This is a genomic window from Pseudomonas costantinii (assembly GCF_001870435.1).
GTDB lineage: Bacteria > Pseudomonadota > Gammaproteobacteria > Pseudomonadales > Pseudomonadaceae > Aquipseudomonas > Aquipseudomonas costantinii.
The window spans coordinates 1-15060 of record NZ_MDDR01000024.1 but is presented as its reverse complement, the minus strand read 5'-3'; the positions used below and the strand labels follow the sequence as shown (position 1 = coordinate 15060).

The 15060-nt window shown below is 60.3% G+C and carries 12 protein-coding genes and 1 pseudogene; all 13 read left to right on the top strand.

What is annotated here, in order from left to right; genetic code table 11:
* Positions 1-44: 44 nt before the first annotated feature.
* Positions 45-1040 carry an aldo/keto reductase gene (locus BFL40_RS12440; RefSeq protein ID WP_071484272.1) on the top strand — a complete coding sequence of 332 codons (996 nt, stop codon included), beginning with the start codon at positions 45-47 and terminating at the stop codon, positions 1038-1040.
* Positions 1041-1182: 142 nt separating this feature from the next.
* Positions 1183-2316 (top strand): annotated as a pseudogene (locus tag BFL40_RS34595) (HAMP domain-containing protein); the annotation flags it as partial.
* Between the two features lie 15 nt (positions 2317-2331).
* Positions 2332-3177 (top strand): methyl-accepting chemotaxis protein, encoded by an 846-nt coding sequence (locus BFL40_RS34590; protein ID WP_439896722.1) that lies wholly within the window; start codon positions 2332-2334, stop codon positions 3175-3177.
* A gap of 90 nt (positions 3178-3267) precedes the next feature.
* Entirely contained in the window at positions 3268-3726 is a 459-nt protein-coding gene (locus BFL40_RS12430; RefSeq protein WP_071484270.1) for an SRPBCC family protein, read from the top strand.
* A 98-nt stretch (positions 3727-3824) separates the two neighbouring features.
* Positions 3825-4271: a DUF411 domain-containing protein gene (locus BFL40_RS12425; RefSeq protein WP_071484269.1), complete on the top strand. Its 447-nt coding sequence runs from the start codon at positions 3825-3827 to the stop codon at positions 4269-4271.
* Positions 4272-4274: 3 nt separating this feature from the next.
* Complete coding sequence (locus tag BFL40_RS12420; protein ID WP_071484268.1) at positions 4275-4715, top strand: YqaA family protein; 441 nt, start codon at positions 4275-4277, stop codon at positions 4713-4715.
* 216 nt (positions 4716-4931) lie between these two features.
* A complete protein-coding gene (locus BFL40_RS12415; protein ID WP_071484267.1) occupies positions 4932-5945 on the top strand; it encodes an alpha/beta fold hydrolase in 1014 nt (337 codons plus the stop codon).
* A 102-nt stretch (positions 5946-6047) separates the two neighbouring features.
* Complete coding sequence (locus BFL40_RS12410; RefSeq protein ID WP_071484266.1) at positions 6048-7061, top strand: alpha/beta fold hydrolase; 1014 nt, start codon at positions 6048-6050, stop codon at positions 7059-7061.
* Positions 7062-7087: 26 nt separating this feature from the next.
* Positions 7088-8041 carry a D-2-hydroxyacid dehydrogenase family protein gene (locus BFL40_RS12405; RefSeq protein ID WP_071484265.1) on the top strand — a complete coding sequence of 318 codons (954 nt, stop codon included), beginning with the start codon at positions 7088-7090 and terminating at the stop codon, positions 8039-8041.
* 533 nt (positions 8042-8574) lie between these two features.
* The gene (glgA, locus tag BFL40_RS12400; protein WP_071484264.1) at positions 8575-10131 is read left to right on the top strand and encodes a glycogen synthase GlgA; all 1557 of its coding nucleotides are present in this window, start codon (positions 8575-8577) and stop codon (positions 10129-10131) included.
* Between the two features lie 19 nt (positions 10132-10150).
* Positions 10151-11896 (top strand): malto-oligosyltrehalose trehalohydrolase, encoded by a 1746-nt coding sequence (gene treZ / locus BFL40_RS12395; RefSeq protein ID WP_071484263.1) that lies wholly within the window; start codon positions 10151-10153, stop codon positions 11894-11896.
* The gene (malQ, locus tag BFL40_RS12390) at positions 11893-13977 is read left to right on the top strand and encodes a 4-alpha-glucanotransferase (protein WP_071484262.1); all 2085 of its coding nucleotides are present in this window, start codon (positions 11893-11895) and stop codon (positions 13975-13977) included. The genes treZ and malQ overlap by 4 nt, the downstream gene beginning before the upstream one ends.
* Positions 13974-15060, top strand: a 1087-nt coding sequence (locus BFL40_RS12385; protein ID WP_256254404.1) for an alpha-amylase family glycosyl hydrolase, incomplete at its 3' end; no start/stop codon positions are given. The genes malQ and BFL40_RS12385, both read left to right, overlap by 4 nt.

Below are 15060 nucleotides of genomic sequence, written 5' to 3'. Positions count from 1 at the left end.
TCGAGGATAACAATAGGGGTCTTCCCAACCCAGGAGCTGAACCCATGCAAACCCGTCAACTCGGTACAAACGGCCCACTCGTCTCTGCCATCGGCCTCGGCTGCATGGGCATGACCGATTTCTACACCACCGGCACCGACACCACAGAGGCTACCGCTACCCTGCATCGTGCTCTGGAACTGGGCGTCAACTTCCTTGACACTGCCGACATGTACGGCCCCCATACCAATGAACAACTGATCGGCAAAGCCATCGTCGGCAAGCGCGATCAGGTGTTTCTGGCGAGTAAATTCGGCATCGTTCGCGACCCGGCTAACCCGGCATTGCGTGGGGTGAATGGCCGCCCTGAGTACATTCGCGACGCAATCAACGGCACCCTGCAACGCCTGGGCGTGGAAACCCTGGATTTGTACTACCAGCATCGCATCGACCCGGATGTGGCCATCGAAGAAACTGTCGGCGCCATGGCCGAACTGGTGAAACAGGGCAAGGTGCGTTACCTCGGCCTGAGCGAGGCGTCCGCCGCCACTTTGGAGCGCGCACATAAAGTGCACCCCATCAGCGCCCTGCAAAGCGAATATTCACTGTGGAGCCGCGACCAGGAAGACAACGGCTGCCTCGCTGCCTGCCAGCGCCTGGGCATCGCGTTTGTGCCCTACAGCCCACTGGGCCGGGGATTTCTCACCGGCGCACTGAAAAGCCCGGACGACTTCGATGCCGACGATTACCGCCGCTTCAGCCCGCGCTTCCAGGGCGAGAACTTTGCGAAAAACCTGTTGTTGGTCAAACAGGTCCAGGCACTGGCGGCCGACAAAGGTGTGACAGCCGGGCAACTGGCGTTGGCCTGGGTGTTGGCACAGGGCGACTCCATCATTCCGATTCCAGGGACCAAACAACGTAAATACCTGGAAGAGAATGTGGCCGCTGTCTCGGTCACCCTCAACCCCTCTGAGCGGGCAATGTTGGATGCCATCTTCCCGGCCGATGCCACAGCAGGCCTGCGCTACCCCGAGGCAGTGATGGCGATGTTGGATATCTAGTGTTTATCACCCCGGAGCGCCGTCAAACCGCGCTCCTTTTTTCTTGTACGATCGTACCTAAAGCTCCGTCATCCCAAGCCGATAGCCCTACGAAGCTCTAACAAAGCCGCGTCGATAATAAACGCTTCGTAAGGACGGCCCCATGCCCCCACTGCGCTCCATCCAAACCCGCTATACCCTGTTTCTGGTGCTGTTCGTCCTGGTGTTATTTGTGTTGACCGTGGTGGGTATCGGCCAGTTGGTCGCGCCCAAGCTACGGCAGACTGAAGAACAGGTGGTGCTCAACCGCGTCGCTGAGGTGGCCGAGCAAATCCAGGGCGAGCTGAACAAGGTTCAAGCCCAGCAGCGCAGCATCACCCAAACCATTCCTCTGCTCGACAGCGACGCCATCGACAAGGTCCTGCCCGGCCTGGTGGACCAGTATGGCGAGCTGAAAGTCTTCGGTGGCGGTATCTGGCCGCTGCCCAACCAGCGCACCCCTGGGCGCAATAAACACAGCACGTTCTGGCACCGCGATGCTTCGGGCAAGTTGGCGGTGAATACCTTCTGGAACAGCGACGCCGCGCCCAACTATTACGACCAGAGCTGGTACAAAGGCGGCCTCGCCTCACCTCGCGGCCAATGCGCCTGGGCTGCCGCCTACAAGGACGACGCCAGCCAGGAACCGCGCACCAACTGCGCCATGGCGATCCAGCGGGATGGCGCGGCCTACGGTGTAGCCACCATCGACGTGACCCTGGGCTTCTTCAATGATCTGGTGGCCAGCAAGGAAAAAGATATCGGCGGCCAGATGCTCATCGTCGAAGGCGATGGCAAGATCATCAGTAACAGCTCGCGCATCAACAGCCCGGTGGTGTTGAAGAACATCAGCGAGCTGGCCGGCACCTCGGCCTTCGCCGCCCAAGTCAGCAAGGCCCTGGCCCATCGTGACCAGGCGCTGCAACGTAGCGAGTTCGACAACCAGGGCGTCGCCAGTACCTTCTATATGCGTCCGATTGAAGGCACGCCGTGGTTCCTCGCCACCGCCCTGCCCACTTCACTGATCACCGCCCAGCGCGATGACGTGCTCGGCACCCTGGCCCTGCTGCAAATTCCGATGGTGTTATTGCTGGTGCTGCTCGCGGCCTATGCGATTCGCCAACTGGTGCAGCGCATGAAGTCGCTGAAGACCAATATCGATGCGCTGTCTGCCGGCGATGCCGACCTGACGCGGCGCATCACTATTCGCGCCGAAGATGAGCTGGGGGCCATCGGCCACTCGGTGAACCGCTTTATCGTCTACCTGCAAAACATGATTGGCGAAGTGACCCAGGCCACAGGCGCCATGTCTTCAGGGCTTGAGCAATTGCAGCAGACCTCGGCCCACACTAATCAGATCCTGGTGCGGCATGCTTCGGAGACCGACCAAACGGTCACGGCGATTACCGAAATGAGTTCCACCGCCGACACCGTTGCGCAAAATGCCGCCGAAACCGCTGCCTTCACTCAACGCGCCAACGAACATGCCGACCGTTCCCGCGTGGTGGTCGGTGAGGCCTCAACCAGCGTCAGCGCCTTGATCGGCGAAGTCTCCAGCGCCACCCACACCGTGGAAGCCATGCGCCAGGACGCCGCACGCATCACCGAAACCCTCGGTGTGATCGGCGCGATTGCCGGTCAAACCAACTTGCTGGCGCTTAACGCGGCGATTGAAGCGGCGCGTGCCGGTGAACAAGGACGTGGTTTTGCAGTGGTGGCGGATGAAGTGCGGGCACTCGCCGCGCGGACCCAGGCCAGTACCTCGCAGATCAACGAGATGCTTGCGCGCTTGACCAGCGGCGTCAGTTCATCAGTGGCCGCCATGGAAAACACCCAGGCCAGTTGCCAGTCAGCGGCGGATGCCACGGCACGGGTCAACACCGGCTTGGATGAGATGGCCGGCTCGGTCAGCCATATCAACAACCTCAGCACGCAGATCGCCACGGCCGCCGAGCAGCAAAGCGCGGTGACCGAAGAGATCAACCGCAGCATGGTGCAGATCCGACATATGGTCGAAGAACTGGTGCAAAGCGGCCATGCCACGCAAACCAATACCCAAAGCCTGTTGGATGCCAATGGCCGGGTGATCACGTTGATGAGCCGCTTTAAAGTCCGCTGATCAATTGCCTGAGTACTCCCGTGCAAAGCGCGGGAGTGCGACTATTCTGACAGCTCCCAGTGCAAAATCTCGCCACACAGGAGGTGTGTCATGCACGCTGTCGAGCAACATGTCCGCTTGGAACGGATCAGCCAGGAACTCTTTATAGAGGCCCCTATCGAGGTCGTATACGACTACGTGACCCAGCCTGATCGCTGGCACGAATGGCACCCCACGTCTCTTAGTGCCGACACCGGCACCAGCGGTTCTCTCCCGGTCGGCGCCCGTTTTACCGAAGTCATCGACCTGCTCGGCGTACGCGTGCCCATGAGTTATCGCGTGCAAATAGCCCGCCCGCCCAGTGAATTCAAGACCGTGTTCACCTCCCTGGTCGTAGACGGCTCCATTCATTATTTCCTGCAGCCCCATCGCGGCGGCACGCTGTTCAAACGCGTGCTGACCTATGAGACCGAATTGCAACTCGCGACTTTGCATGAGCGCATAGTGGAACTCTCAACCCTTGCACTGGACCAGCTCAAGCAGCGATTGGAAAACACCGCCTTCGTATAATTTTGAAACATTACTGACAAGCACCACCCTCTGTGGGAGCTGGCTTGCCTTCGATGAGGCCGTCATGATCGCGACCTCTTCCGACTCGCGAGCTCCCCATGAAAATCCCATTGCGACTGGCCCTGCTCACCGCCCTGTTCACCACCACCCTGGCCCAGGCGGCTGACCTGATCCCTATCGACGTACACCGCGACGCCAACTGTGGCTGCTGCAAGAAGTGGATCAGCCATCTGGAAAGCAATGGTTTCAAGGTCAATGACCATGTCGAAACCGACATGAGCGCCGTCAAACAACGCCTGGGTGTGGCGCCACGCTTGGGCTCATGCCACACCGCCGTGATCGACGGCAAGTTCGTCGAAGGCCATGTGCCTGCCGAACAAGTGCTGGCTTTACGCAAGCGTGACGACTTACTGGGTGTTGCGGCCCCGGGCATGCCCATGGGCTCGCCCGGTATGGAGGTGGACGGTAAGAGCGACGCCTATCAGGTCATCGGCCTGACCCGTGAAGGCCACGACGTGGTGGTGGCCGACTATCCGGCACGTTGATTGATGCTCGCCGGTTACCTGGGACTGTTTTTCGCCGCCTTCGGTGCCGCCACGCTGTTGCCGATGCAATCGGAGGCGGTGCTGGTGGGCCTGTTGATCAGCGGGCATTACAGCCTATGGCTGCTGCTCGCGATCGCCACCGTCGGCAACGTGTTGGGCTCGGTGGTCAATTGGTGGCTGGGGCGCTCGGTTGAACGGTTCAAGGCGCGGCGCTGGTTTCCGGTCAGCCCCAATAGACTGGAAAAAGCCCGCACCCACTATCAACGCTGGGGCCATTGGTCGTTGTTGCTCAGTTGGGTACCCATTATCGGGGATCCCCTGACATTGGTGGCTGGGGTCATGCGCGAGCCATTTTGGCGATTCATGTTAGTGGTTACCTTGGCCAAAGGCGCCCGATATGGGGTGCTGGCGCTAGTGACCATGAGCCAGCTCACACATCCGTAACACCTGCCGCTGGTCGCCACTGTCATTTTTGACAGCTAGACGTAACGCCCCCCGCCCCCCCTAACTTCCTACACATATCCACGGCGCTGCGCGTTTTTACGTAGGAATCTTCTGTTTTTTCGCGTCTTTGAGCTGTGCCTATCGACTGTCTTAATCGGTTAATCCTCGATTAATCGCTTCCCGACAGCATCCGGCTTTTCACCTCGGAGACACCCGATGCGACCGACACGTACGCTCTACCTCACCGGCCTGCTACTGGCTGCCACCCTTACCGGCTGCGCCACCAGTAAAGAGATCACCTACGGCACTGAACTTCAGGGTTTCGAATACCCATATCCGGTAAAACGTTTCGAGTTCCAGTCCCAAGGCAAGTCATTGCAGATGGGTTACATGGATGTGGCGGCCAAAGGCACGCCCAATGGCCGCAGCATCGTGCTAATGCACGGCAAGAACTTCTGCGGCGCCACGTGGGAAGGCTCGATCAAGACCCTGAGCGACGCGGGCTACCGGGTCGTGGTTCCCGACCAGATAGGTTTCTGTACCTCCACCAAGCCCGATGGCTACCAATACAGCTTCCAGCAACTGGCACTCAACACCCATCAACTGTTGGAAAAGCTCGGCATTAAAAAGGCCACCATCATGGGCCACTCCACCGGAGGCATGCTCGCCACCCGCTACGCCTTGCAATACCCGACGCAAACCGAGCAGTTGGTAATGGTCAACTCCATCGGCCTGGAAGACTGGAAAGCCCTCGGCGTACCCTACCGCACCGTCGACCAATGGGCGCAAGCAGAGAGCAGATTGACCTACGAAGGTGTGCGTAACTATCAACAGCGCGTCTACTACGTAGGGCGCTGGGAACCGGCATACGACCGTTGGGTAGACATGTTGGTGGGGCTCCACAACGGTCCCGGCCGTAAGGAAGTCGCGTGGAATTCGGCGTTGATCTACGACATGCTCTTCACCCAGCCGGTGTACTACGAGTTCAAGGACGTGCAGATGCCTACTCTGCTGTTGATCGGCACATCCGACACTACCGCCATTAACAGCGACCTGGCGCCACCGGAAGTCAAGGCGAAGATCGGCAATTACAAGGTACTGGGCAAGCAGGTGGCCAAGTTGATTCCCCATGCAACCCTGGTGGAATTCCCAGGCCTAGGCCATTCGCCGCAAATCGAAGAACCGGAGCAATTTCACAAGGCGTTGCTGCAAGGCTTGAAAGCCCTTTAACCCGATGACTAACGGAGCGCTGGCGGCCTCTCGCCGCGCTCCGTTAATCTGCGCTTAATCCCTGCGCCACAGCATCCGGGCACTATTACCGGAGCCTGGCCCATGACGTTGATCCGCTCACTCTGCGCCGTCAGCCTGCTGCTGAGCGCCACCCTTCCCGCCCTCGCCGCAACTGAAGGCCACGCCTATGGCCCCGAGCTGCAAGGCTTTCAGTACCCCTATCCGGTCGAACATTTCACCTTCCAATCCCAGGGCAAAAACCTGCAGATGGGTTACATGGACGTTCCCGCCAAGGGCAAGGCCAACGGGCGCAGCGTTGTGCTGATGCACGGCAAGAACTTCTGTGGCGCCACCTGGGATGAATCGATAAAGGTTTTGAGCAACGCCGGTTACCGAGTAATAGCACCGGATCAGATCGGCTTCTGTACCTCCAGCAAACCTGACCATTACCAGTACAGCTTCCAGCAATTGGCGCTCAACACCCACCAACTATTGCAAACCCTCGGCATTCAAAAAGCGACGGTGGTAGGCCATTCCACCGGCGGCATGCTCGCCACCCGTTACGCGCTGCTCTACCCGGCGCAAACCGAGCAGTTGGCGCTGGTCAACCCTATAGGCTTGGAGGACTGGAAGGCGCTGGGCGTGCCCTATCGCAGCGTCGACCAATGGTATGAACGCGAACTGAAACTCAGCGCCGACAGCATCCGCAACTATGAACTCAATACGTATTACGTCGGGCGCTGGAAACCCGAGTACGAGCGTTGGGTCGACATGCTCGCAGGCCTGAATAAAGGGCCGGGGCATACCCAGGTCGCATGGAACTCAGCATTGATTTACGACATGATCTTCAATCAGCCGGTGTACTACGAGTTCAAAGACTTGCAGATGCCCACTCTGCTGTTGATCGGCACGGCCGACACCACCGCCATCGGTAGCGATATCGCGCCGCCTGCGGTCAAGGCCAGGCTGGGTCACTACGATGTGCTTGGCAAGCAGGTCGCCAAGCTGATCCCCCATGCAACCCTGGTGGAGTTCCCTGGCCTGGGGCATGCGCCGCAGATGGAAGAACCGGCCCAGTTTCACAAGACGCTGTTGCAGGGTTTGAACGCCCTTTAATCCAACCTTTTTCGAGGCACTCGTGAATGTCGGTACAGATCGCAGTTATTGATGATTGGCAGAATGTGGCCAGTGGCGTGGTGGACTGGTCAGTCCTGGAAGCTTTGGGCCAGGTGCATTTCCTTCACGATTACCCCGCGGATACCGCCACGATGGCCAAGCGTTTGCAGGGGTTCGACGTCATTTGCGTGATGCGTGAACGCTCCACCTTCGACAAGGCGCTGCTGCAAGGTTTGCCAGACCTCAAGCTGTTGGTGACCGGCGGCATGCGTAATGCCGCCATCGACATTCACGCGGCCAAGGCGCTCGGCATCCAGGTCTGTGGCACCGACAGCTATAAGCAGGCGGCGCCGGAATTGACCTGGGCGTTGATCATGGCCTCCACCCGTAACCTGCTGGCCGAAGCCAACTCCCTGCGCGCCGGCAACTGGCAGGTTGGCCTGGGTGGCGATTTGTATGGCAAGACGCTGGGAGTTCTCGGGTTGGGCAGCATTGGCCAGAAAGTTGCGCAATTTGCCCAGGTGTTTGGTATGCGGGTGATTGCCTGGAGTGAGAACCTCACGCCGGAGCGTGCGGCCGAGTCAGGGGTGACCTGGGTCAGCAAGCGCGAGCTGTTTGAGCAAGCCGACATTCTCACCGTTCACTTGGTGCTCAGCGAGCGCAGTCGCGGCTTGGTGGATGCCGAGGCGCTGGGCTGGATGAAGCCCACGGCGCGGTTGGTGAATACCGCGCGTGGGCCGATTGTGGATGAGCAGGCGCTAGTGCAGGCGTTGTCAACGGGACGCCTGGCGGGCGCGGCGCTGGATGTGTATGCCGAGGAGCCGCTGCCGGTTGATCATCCATTTCGTCGATTGCCCAACGTACTCGCCACCCCGCATGTGGGGTATGTGAGCGAGCAGAATTACCGGCAGTTTTATCAGCAAATGATTGAAGACATTCAAGCCTGGGCGAAACAAGCCCCCATTCGCGTGCTGGGCTGATCAAGCCTCGCACCATTTAAGAGCGAGTGCAGGCCTGTGGCGAGCAGGCTTGCCCTGCATTGGAGTGTAAAGCGCCCCCAGTAGGCTGCTTCGGTGCATCAGATTTATCCCGGGTGTCCGTTTTAGGGCTGCTTCGCAGCCCAACGCAGGGCGGGCCTGCTCGCCACAACGCCCCAGCCGTTCATCCCCAGTTTTAAACCGTGCATATGGTTACAAGTTTTTTGTCCTACAAAATTTCTCCAGAAACCCTACAGGCTCTAGATTCTGTCCTAGACTGATGACCGATGGGTCCGTTTCAAAACAAAAACCCCGCAAAAAATCGAAACTTTACAACTCTGCCGCAGGTCCAGTTTTAAGGTAAGGCGAGCATATTCGGTTCACGCCGAATGCCCGTCCATCCAATCTTTTTGAGCTAATCATGCAACTGGCATACGCCTTGCCAGTTTGTACAGTGCTTGTGCGCCTGGCCGCAGGATGCGGCCATCGGAGCTAGTGGCAGCGGGCCATTAGCCTACCAATATTGGGAGAGAACTATGATCAGTGCCGCTGTAGATCTTCAGGGAGAGCGTGTCAGTCAGGCGGCAGGGGGACCGACTTCGTTGGCCGACCTGCCCACCACCGCGCGGCCGATCGTGAGTCAGAACCCCAATCGCAAGAAAGTGTTGTTTGTTACCTCAGAATTCGCCGACCTGGTGAAAACCGGCGGCTTGGGCGACGTGTCTGCAGCCCTGCCCCGCGCCATGGCCCACCTGCACGATGTACGGGTATTGATCCCCGGTTATCCGCAAGTGATGGAAAGCGACAACCCGATCCACATCATCGGCGAACTGGGTGGCCACGCCGCGCTGCCGCCGTGCAAGATCGGGCGCATGGACCTCAAGGACGGCCTGGTCATCTACGTATTGATCTGCCCTGAACTCTATGAGCGTGAAGGCACGCCTTACGGCGCCAACAACGGTCGCGACTGGCCGGACAACCATATTCGCTTTGCCCGCCTGGGCCTGGCCGCCGCCGACATGGCCGCCAACCTCGCACAAATCCACTGGTGCCCAGACTTAGTGCACGCCCACGACTGGCCCGCCGGCCTGGCCCCGGCTTACATGCACTGGCGTGGGTCACGTACGCCGACCCTGTTTACCATCCACAACCTTGCGTATCAGGGCGTAGTCAGTCTGGCATCTACTCCTGAGCTGGGTATTCCCCCGCATGCCCTGCAACAAGAAGGCATGGAGTTCTACGGCAAGATGTCGTTCCTCAAGGCCGGCATGGCGTACTCCAGCCACATCACCACCGTGAGCGCCACCTACGCCCAGGAAATCACCACCCCGGAATTTGGCTGTGGACTCGATGGTTTCCTGGCCAGCAAGACACAGCAAGGCCTGCTCAGCGGTATCCCCAATGGCATCGACGAAAGCTGGGAAACCGCCACTGACACTCACCTGACCCACAACTTCAATATCGGCGATTGGGAAGGCAAGGCCGTCAACGCCGCCCATGTGCGCGAGCTGTTTGGCCTGCACGACTGCGCCGGTCCGCTGTTCGCCGTGGTCTCGCGCCTGGTCTATCAAAAAGGTCTGGACCTCACCGAAGCGGTCGCCGGGTTTATCGTCGAAAACGGTGGCCAGATTGCCATTATCGGACGTGGCGAGCCGGAAGAAGAACACGCCATGCGTGAACTGGCCCTGCGCTTCCCAGGCCAAGTCGGCGTGCGTATCGGCTTTAACGAGACCGATGCCCGTCGTATGTTCGCCGGCAGCGATTTCCTGCTGATGCCATCGAGGTATGAACCCTGCGGCCTAAGCCAAATGTACGCCCAGCGCTTCGGTTCATTGCCGGTTGCGCGTAACACCGGCGGCCTGGCGGACACCATCGAAAATGGCGTTACCGGGTTCCTGTTCAATGAATCCACCGTCGCCAGCTACGAAGAAGCACTGAGTCGTGCCTTTAAGGTATTCGCCAACACCGGCCTGCTCAACGCCATGCGCTGCCGCGCCATGACCCAACCCTTCAACTGGTGTCAGGCCGTGGAACCCTATGCCGAACTGTACGAACAACTGGTGGCCAAGGCCTTGGGGAAATCCGCTAAGTAATCAAGGGAGGGCTTCATAGATGCCATCACGGAATCTGGAAACCTGGCCCCACGGCGCAATCATGCTGGACGCGCAACACACGCGTTTTGCCTTGTGGGCGCCCGATGCATTTTATGTCAGCGTTGAACTGGAAGACGGCAAATCCATCGCCATGCTGCCCCAGGCAGAGGGCTGGTTTGACGTGGAGGTACGGTGCCCGGCAGGTACTCGCTACCGCTACAACATCGACGGCGAAACGGATGTACCCGACCCGGCGTCCAGGGCTCAGGCCTTGGATGTGAACGGTTGGAGCCTGGTCGTCGACCCGCTCGCCTATCAATGGCGACACAGCCCGTGGCAAGGCCGCCCATGGCATGAGGCGGTGATCTACGAACTGCATGTCGGCGCGCTGGGCGGCTACGCAGCAGTCGAACAGCACCTTTCGCGCCTGGCCGAGCTGGGCATCACCGCGATTGAATTGATGCCTTTGGGGCAATTTCCCGGCGAGCGCAATTGGGGTTACGACGGAGTCCTGCCCTATGCACCCCAAGCCTCCTACGGCACGCCCGAACAACTCAAGCACTTGATCGACAGCGCCCACGAACACGGCATCGCAGTCATCCTCGACGTGGTCTACAACCACTTCGGCCCCGACGGCAATTACCTGGGCCAATACGCCAAAGGCTTCTTTCAACAGGACGTGCACACGCCATGGGGCGCAGGCATTGATTTTGATCGCCGTGAAGTGCGCGATTTTTTTCTCGATAACGCACTGATGTGGCTGCTCGAATACCGCTTCGACGGCCTGCGCCTGGACGCGGTACACGCCATCGACAACCCAGGTTTTTTGCAGAAACTGGCGCAACGGGTGCGCCAGCAAACCGATATCGGCCGCCATGTGTGGCTGGTGCTGGAAAACGAACTCAACCAGGCCAGCCTGCTGGAACACGATTTCGATGCGCAGTGGAACGACGATGGTCACAACGCCCTGCATGTGCTGCTGACCGGCGAAACCGATGCCTATTACAGCGATTTTGCCGACGACACCACGGCCAAGCTGGCACGCTGCCTGGGCGAAGGTTTTATCTATCAGGGCCACACCACTCGCCATGGCGATAAACGCGGTGAACCCAGCGGGCATTTGCCGCCCAGCGCCTTCGTGCTGTTCTTGCAGAATCATGACCAGATCGGCAATCGCGCCCTGGGCGAACGCCTCCATCAATTGTGCTCGCCCCAGGCTCTGAAAGCGGCAACGACGTTATTGCTGATGTCGCCCATGATCCCGCTGGTGTTCATGGGCGATGAAGTTAACGCCGCCGAGCCGTTCCTGTTTTTCACCGATCACCACGGCGAACTGGCCGAAGCGGTGCGCGAAGGCCGGCGCAATGAGTTTGCTGATTTCGCCGCCTTCCATGATCCCGAACGGCGCGCACGCATCCCCGACCCCAATGCCCTGCCGACCTTCCTGCACTCATCACCCACCTTCAGCGAAAACCAGCACACCCAGTTCTACCGCCACCTGCTGAGCCTGCGTCACCGACATATCGTGCCGCATTTGCCGGGCAGCGTGGCCTTGGGCGCGCAGGTGTTGGCAGACGGTGCCGTCACCGCCCGCTGGCGCCTGGGTAACGGCAGCGTGTTGCAGATCGACCTCAACCTCAGCGCGACACCGTTGGCTCACCCCGCGCCGAAGCACCTGCTATTCGAGACGCCTGCCCAAGAAGAGGCGCAGTTGGCGCCGTTCAGCGCACGCGTGGCCTTATCCCCTGTTGGAGAACACCCTTGAGCGAAGCGAACCTGGAAATTCTCGCCAGCCGAGCGGGCCTGGCCGTCGACTGGATCGACGCAAACGGCCGCCCGCACCATGTGAAACCCGGCGCCCTGCGTGCGGTTCTCAAAGGCCTGGGCCACCCGGCCGATACCGATGCAGAAATCGACGCCAGCCTGCTGGAACTGGAACAGGTGCAACAAGACAAGCACCTGCCACCCTTAATGACCATCGACAGCGCTGAAGGCCTGGACCTGGCGCGCTACTTCGAACCCGACACACTGTGCCGAATCAATCTGGAAAACGGCGAAACCCTGGAGTTGCGCCTCGACGGCAACGCCGTGCTGCCCGGCGTTATCGCCTTGGGCTACCATCAGGTGCACATCGGGAACCAGACATTCACCTTGGCGGTGGCCCCCACCCACTGCTACAGCGTGGCCGAGGCAGTCGACAGCCAACCAGCCCGCGCCTGGGGCCTGAGCGCCCAACTGTATGCACTGCGTCGCCTGGGCGATGGCGGTTTTGGTGACACCTTGGCGCTTGAGCATCTGGCCCGCTCGGCCGCCGAGCGCGGTGCCGATGCCCTGGCCATCAGCCCGATGCACGCGATGTTCAGCGCCGACACCGAGCGCTATAGCCCGTACTCACCTTCCAGCCGTCTGTTTCTTAACAGCCTGTATGCCTCACCCGGCTGCATCCTCGGCGAGCGCGAGGTGCGCAACGCCATCGAAGCTCTCGGCTTGGCGGATGAGTTGCACACCCTGGAACAGCACACCCTGATCGACTGGCCTGCCGCCGCAAAGGCCAAGCAACGCTTGTTGCGCGCGCTATACGAAGACTTCCGCCACGGCGAGCATCCGCAGCATGCCGACTTCCTCAGCTTCCGCCAGGCTGGCGGCGAAGCCCTGGAAAACCATTGCCGCTTCGAAGCCGTGCAAGCCGCTCGCGCCGCCGCAGGCGAAGACCTCGACTGGCGTCACTGGCCGCAGGAATGGCGCAACCCGCAAAGCCCGGCACTGGCACAGTTCGCCGAAGAAAATCGCCATGAGATCGGCTACTTCGCCTTCAGCCAATGGCTGATCGCGCGTTGCCTGGAACGCGCACAACAAGCCGCGCGGGGCAGCGGCATGGGCGTCGGCCTGATTGCCGACCTGGCCGTCGGCGCCGACGGCGGCGGCAGCCAGGCCTGGAGCCGTCAGGATGAATTACTGGCCGACCTCACCGTCGGCGCGCCACCTGACATCCTCAATCGTGCCGGCCAAGGCTGGGGGATCTCCGCGTTTTCTCCGGAAGGCCTCAAGCGCAACGGCTTTCGCGCCTTTATCGAGATGCTGCGGGCAAACTTCGCGCATGCCGGCGGCTTACGGATCGATCATGTGATGGGCCTGCAACGCCTCTGGGTCATCCCCATGGGCGCGTCCCCGCGTGAAGGTGCTTATCTGTATTACCCGGTGGATGACCTGCTGCGCCTGCTGGCGCTGGAATCTCACCGTCACCAGGCCATCGTTCTCGGCGAAGACCTCGGCACGGTGCCCGATGGCCTGCGCGAAAAACTCATCGGCCGTTCGATTCTCGGCATGCGCGTCTTGTTGTTCGAGCAAAACCACGACGGCCAGTTCAAGCCGATCCTCGACTGGCCAGACAACGCCCTGGCAACCACCAGCACCCACGACTTGCCTACCCTCAACGGCTGGTGGCACAGCCGCGATATCCAATGGAATATCCAACTCGACCTGATCGATGCGCCTACCGTGGAGCAGTGGAGCGAACACCGCCTGCGCGAACGCCAGGCGCTGCGCCAGGCCTTGAGCCAGGACCCGCAGAACTTCGTCGATGAGATCCGCAATGACACCGACCACGTGATCGACGCCAGCGTGCGCTACCTCGGCCACACCCGCGCGCCGTTGGTGTTGTTGCCGCTGGAAGATGCGCTGGGCATCGAAGAGCAAGCCAACTTGCCCGGCACGATCGACACACACCCTAATTGGCGGCGGCGCCTGCCGGGTGAGGCCGCCAGCCTGCTCGACAACGATAGCGCCGCCCGCCGCCTCGAACTGCTCGCGGTGGCGCGCAACCAGGCCCACGAGCGTGACCGATGACGGCACTGCCGCTGCGTGCCACCCAGCGCCTGCAATTCCATAAAGGTTTTACCCTGGATGATGCAGTGCCGCTGGTGGCGTACTTCGCCCGGTTAGGTATCAGCCATCTGTATGCCTCGCCGCTGCTCAGTGCGCGCGCCGGCTCCATGCATGGCTACGACGTCGTGGACCCGACCACGGTTAACCCTGAACTGGGCGGCGAGCCTGCCTTGCGCCGTCTGGTGGCGGCGCTGCGTGAACACGACATGGGGCTGATCCTCGATATCGTCTCCAACCATATGGCCGTGGGCGGTGCCGATAACCCGTGGTGGCTGGACCTGTTGGAGTGGGGTCGATTGAGTCCCTACAGCGAATTTTTCGATATCCAATGGCACTCGTCCGACCCGCTGCTCGCGGGTCAATTGCTGATGCCATTTCTTGGCAGCGATTACGGCGACGCCTTGCAAACGGGTGCCCTGGCGCTGCATTTCGACGCCGAGCATGGCGCGTTTTACGTCGAGCATTACGAACACCGCTTTCCAATCTGCCCAAAGGATTACGCGGCGATCCTGGGTAGTGATGAATTACTGGAACCCTTGGCCGAGCGCTTCACCGCCCTCGCCTATCAAGAAGACGCTTATTCAGAAGCCGCCTGGCTCAAACACGCGCTGGCCGAACGGGCCACTGAGAGCGACGTGCTGCAAGCCATTGAACACAGGGTCGCCGAGTTCGACGGGCGTCAGCCTGAGGGATTCAATCGCCTGCATCCGTTACTTGAGCAGCAGGCCTACCGCCTCGCTAGCTGGCGCACGGCGGCGGACGATATTAACTGGCGGCGCTTCTTCGATGTGAACGAGTTGGGTGGCCTGCGCGTTGAGCGCAGCGCCGTATTCGAAGCGACCCACGGCAAGATTTTCGAGCTGATCAGTGAAGGCCTGGTAGATGGTTTGCGCATCGACCATATCGACGGGCTGGCCGACCCGCGCGGTTATTGTCGCAAGCTGCGTCGTCGCGTCGACGCGCTGTCACCCAAGTGGCATGTGCCGATTTTCGTGGAAAAGATTCTTGGCGAAGGTGAAACCCTGCGCGAAGACTGGCGGGTGG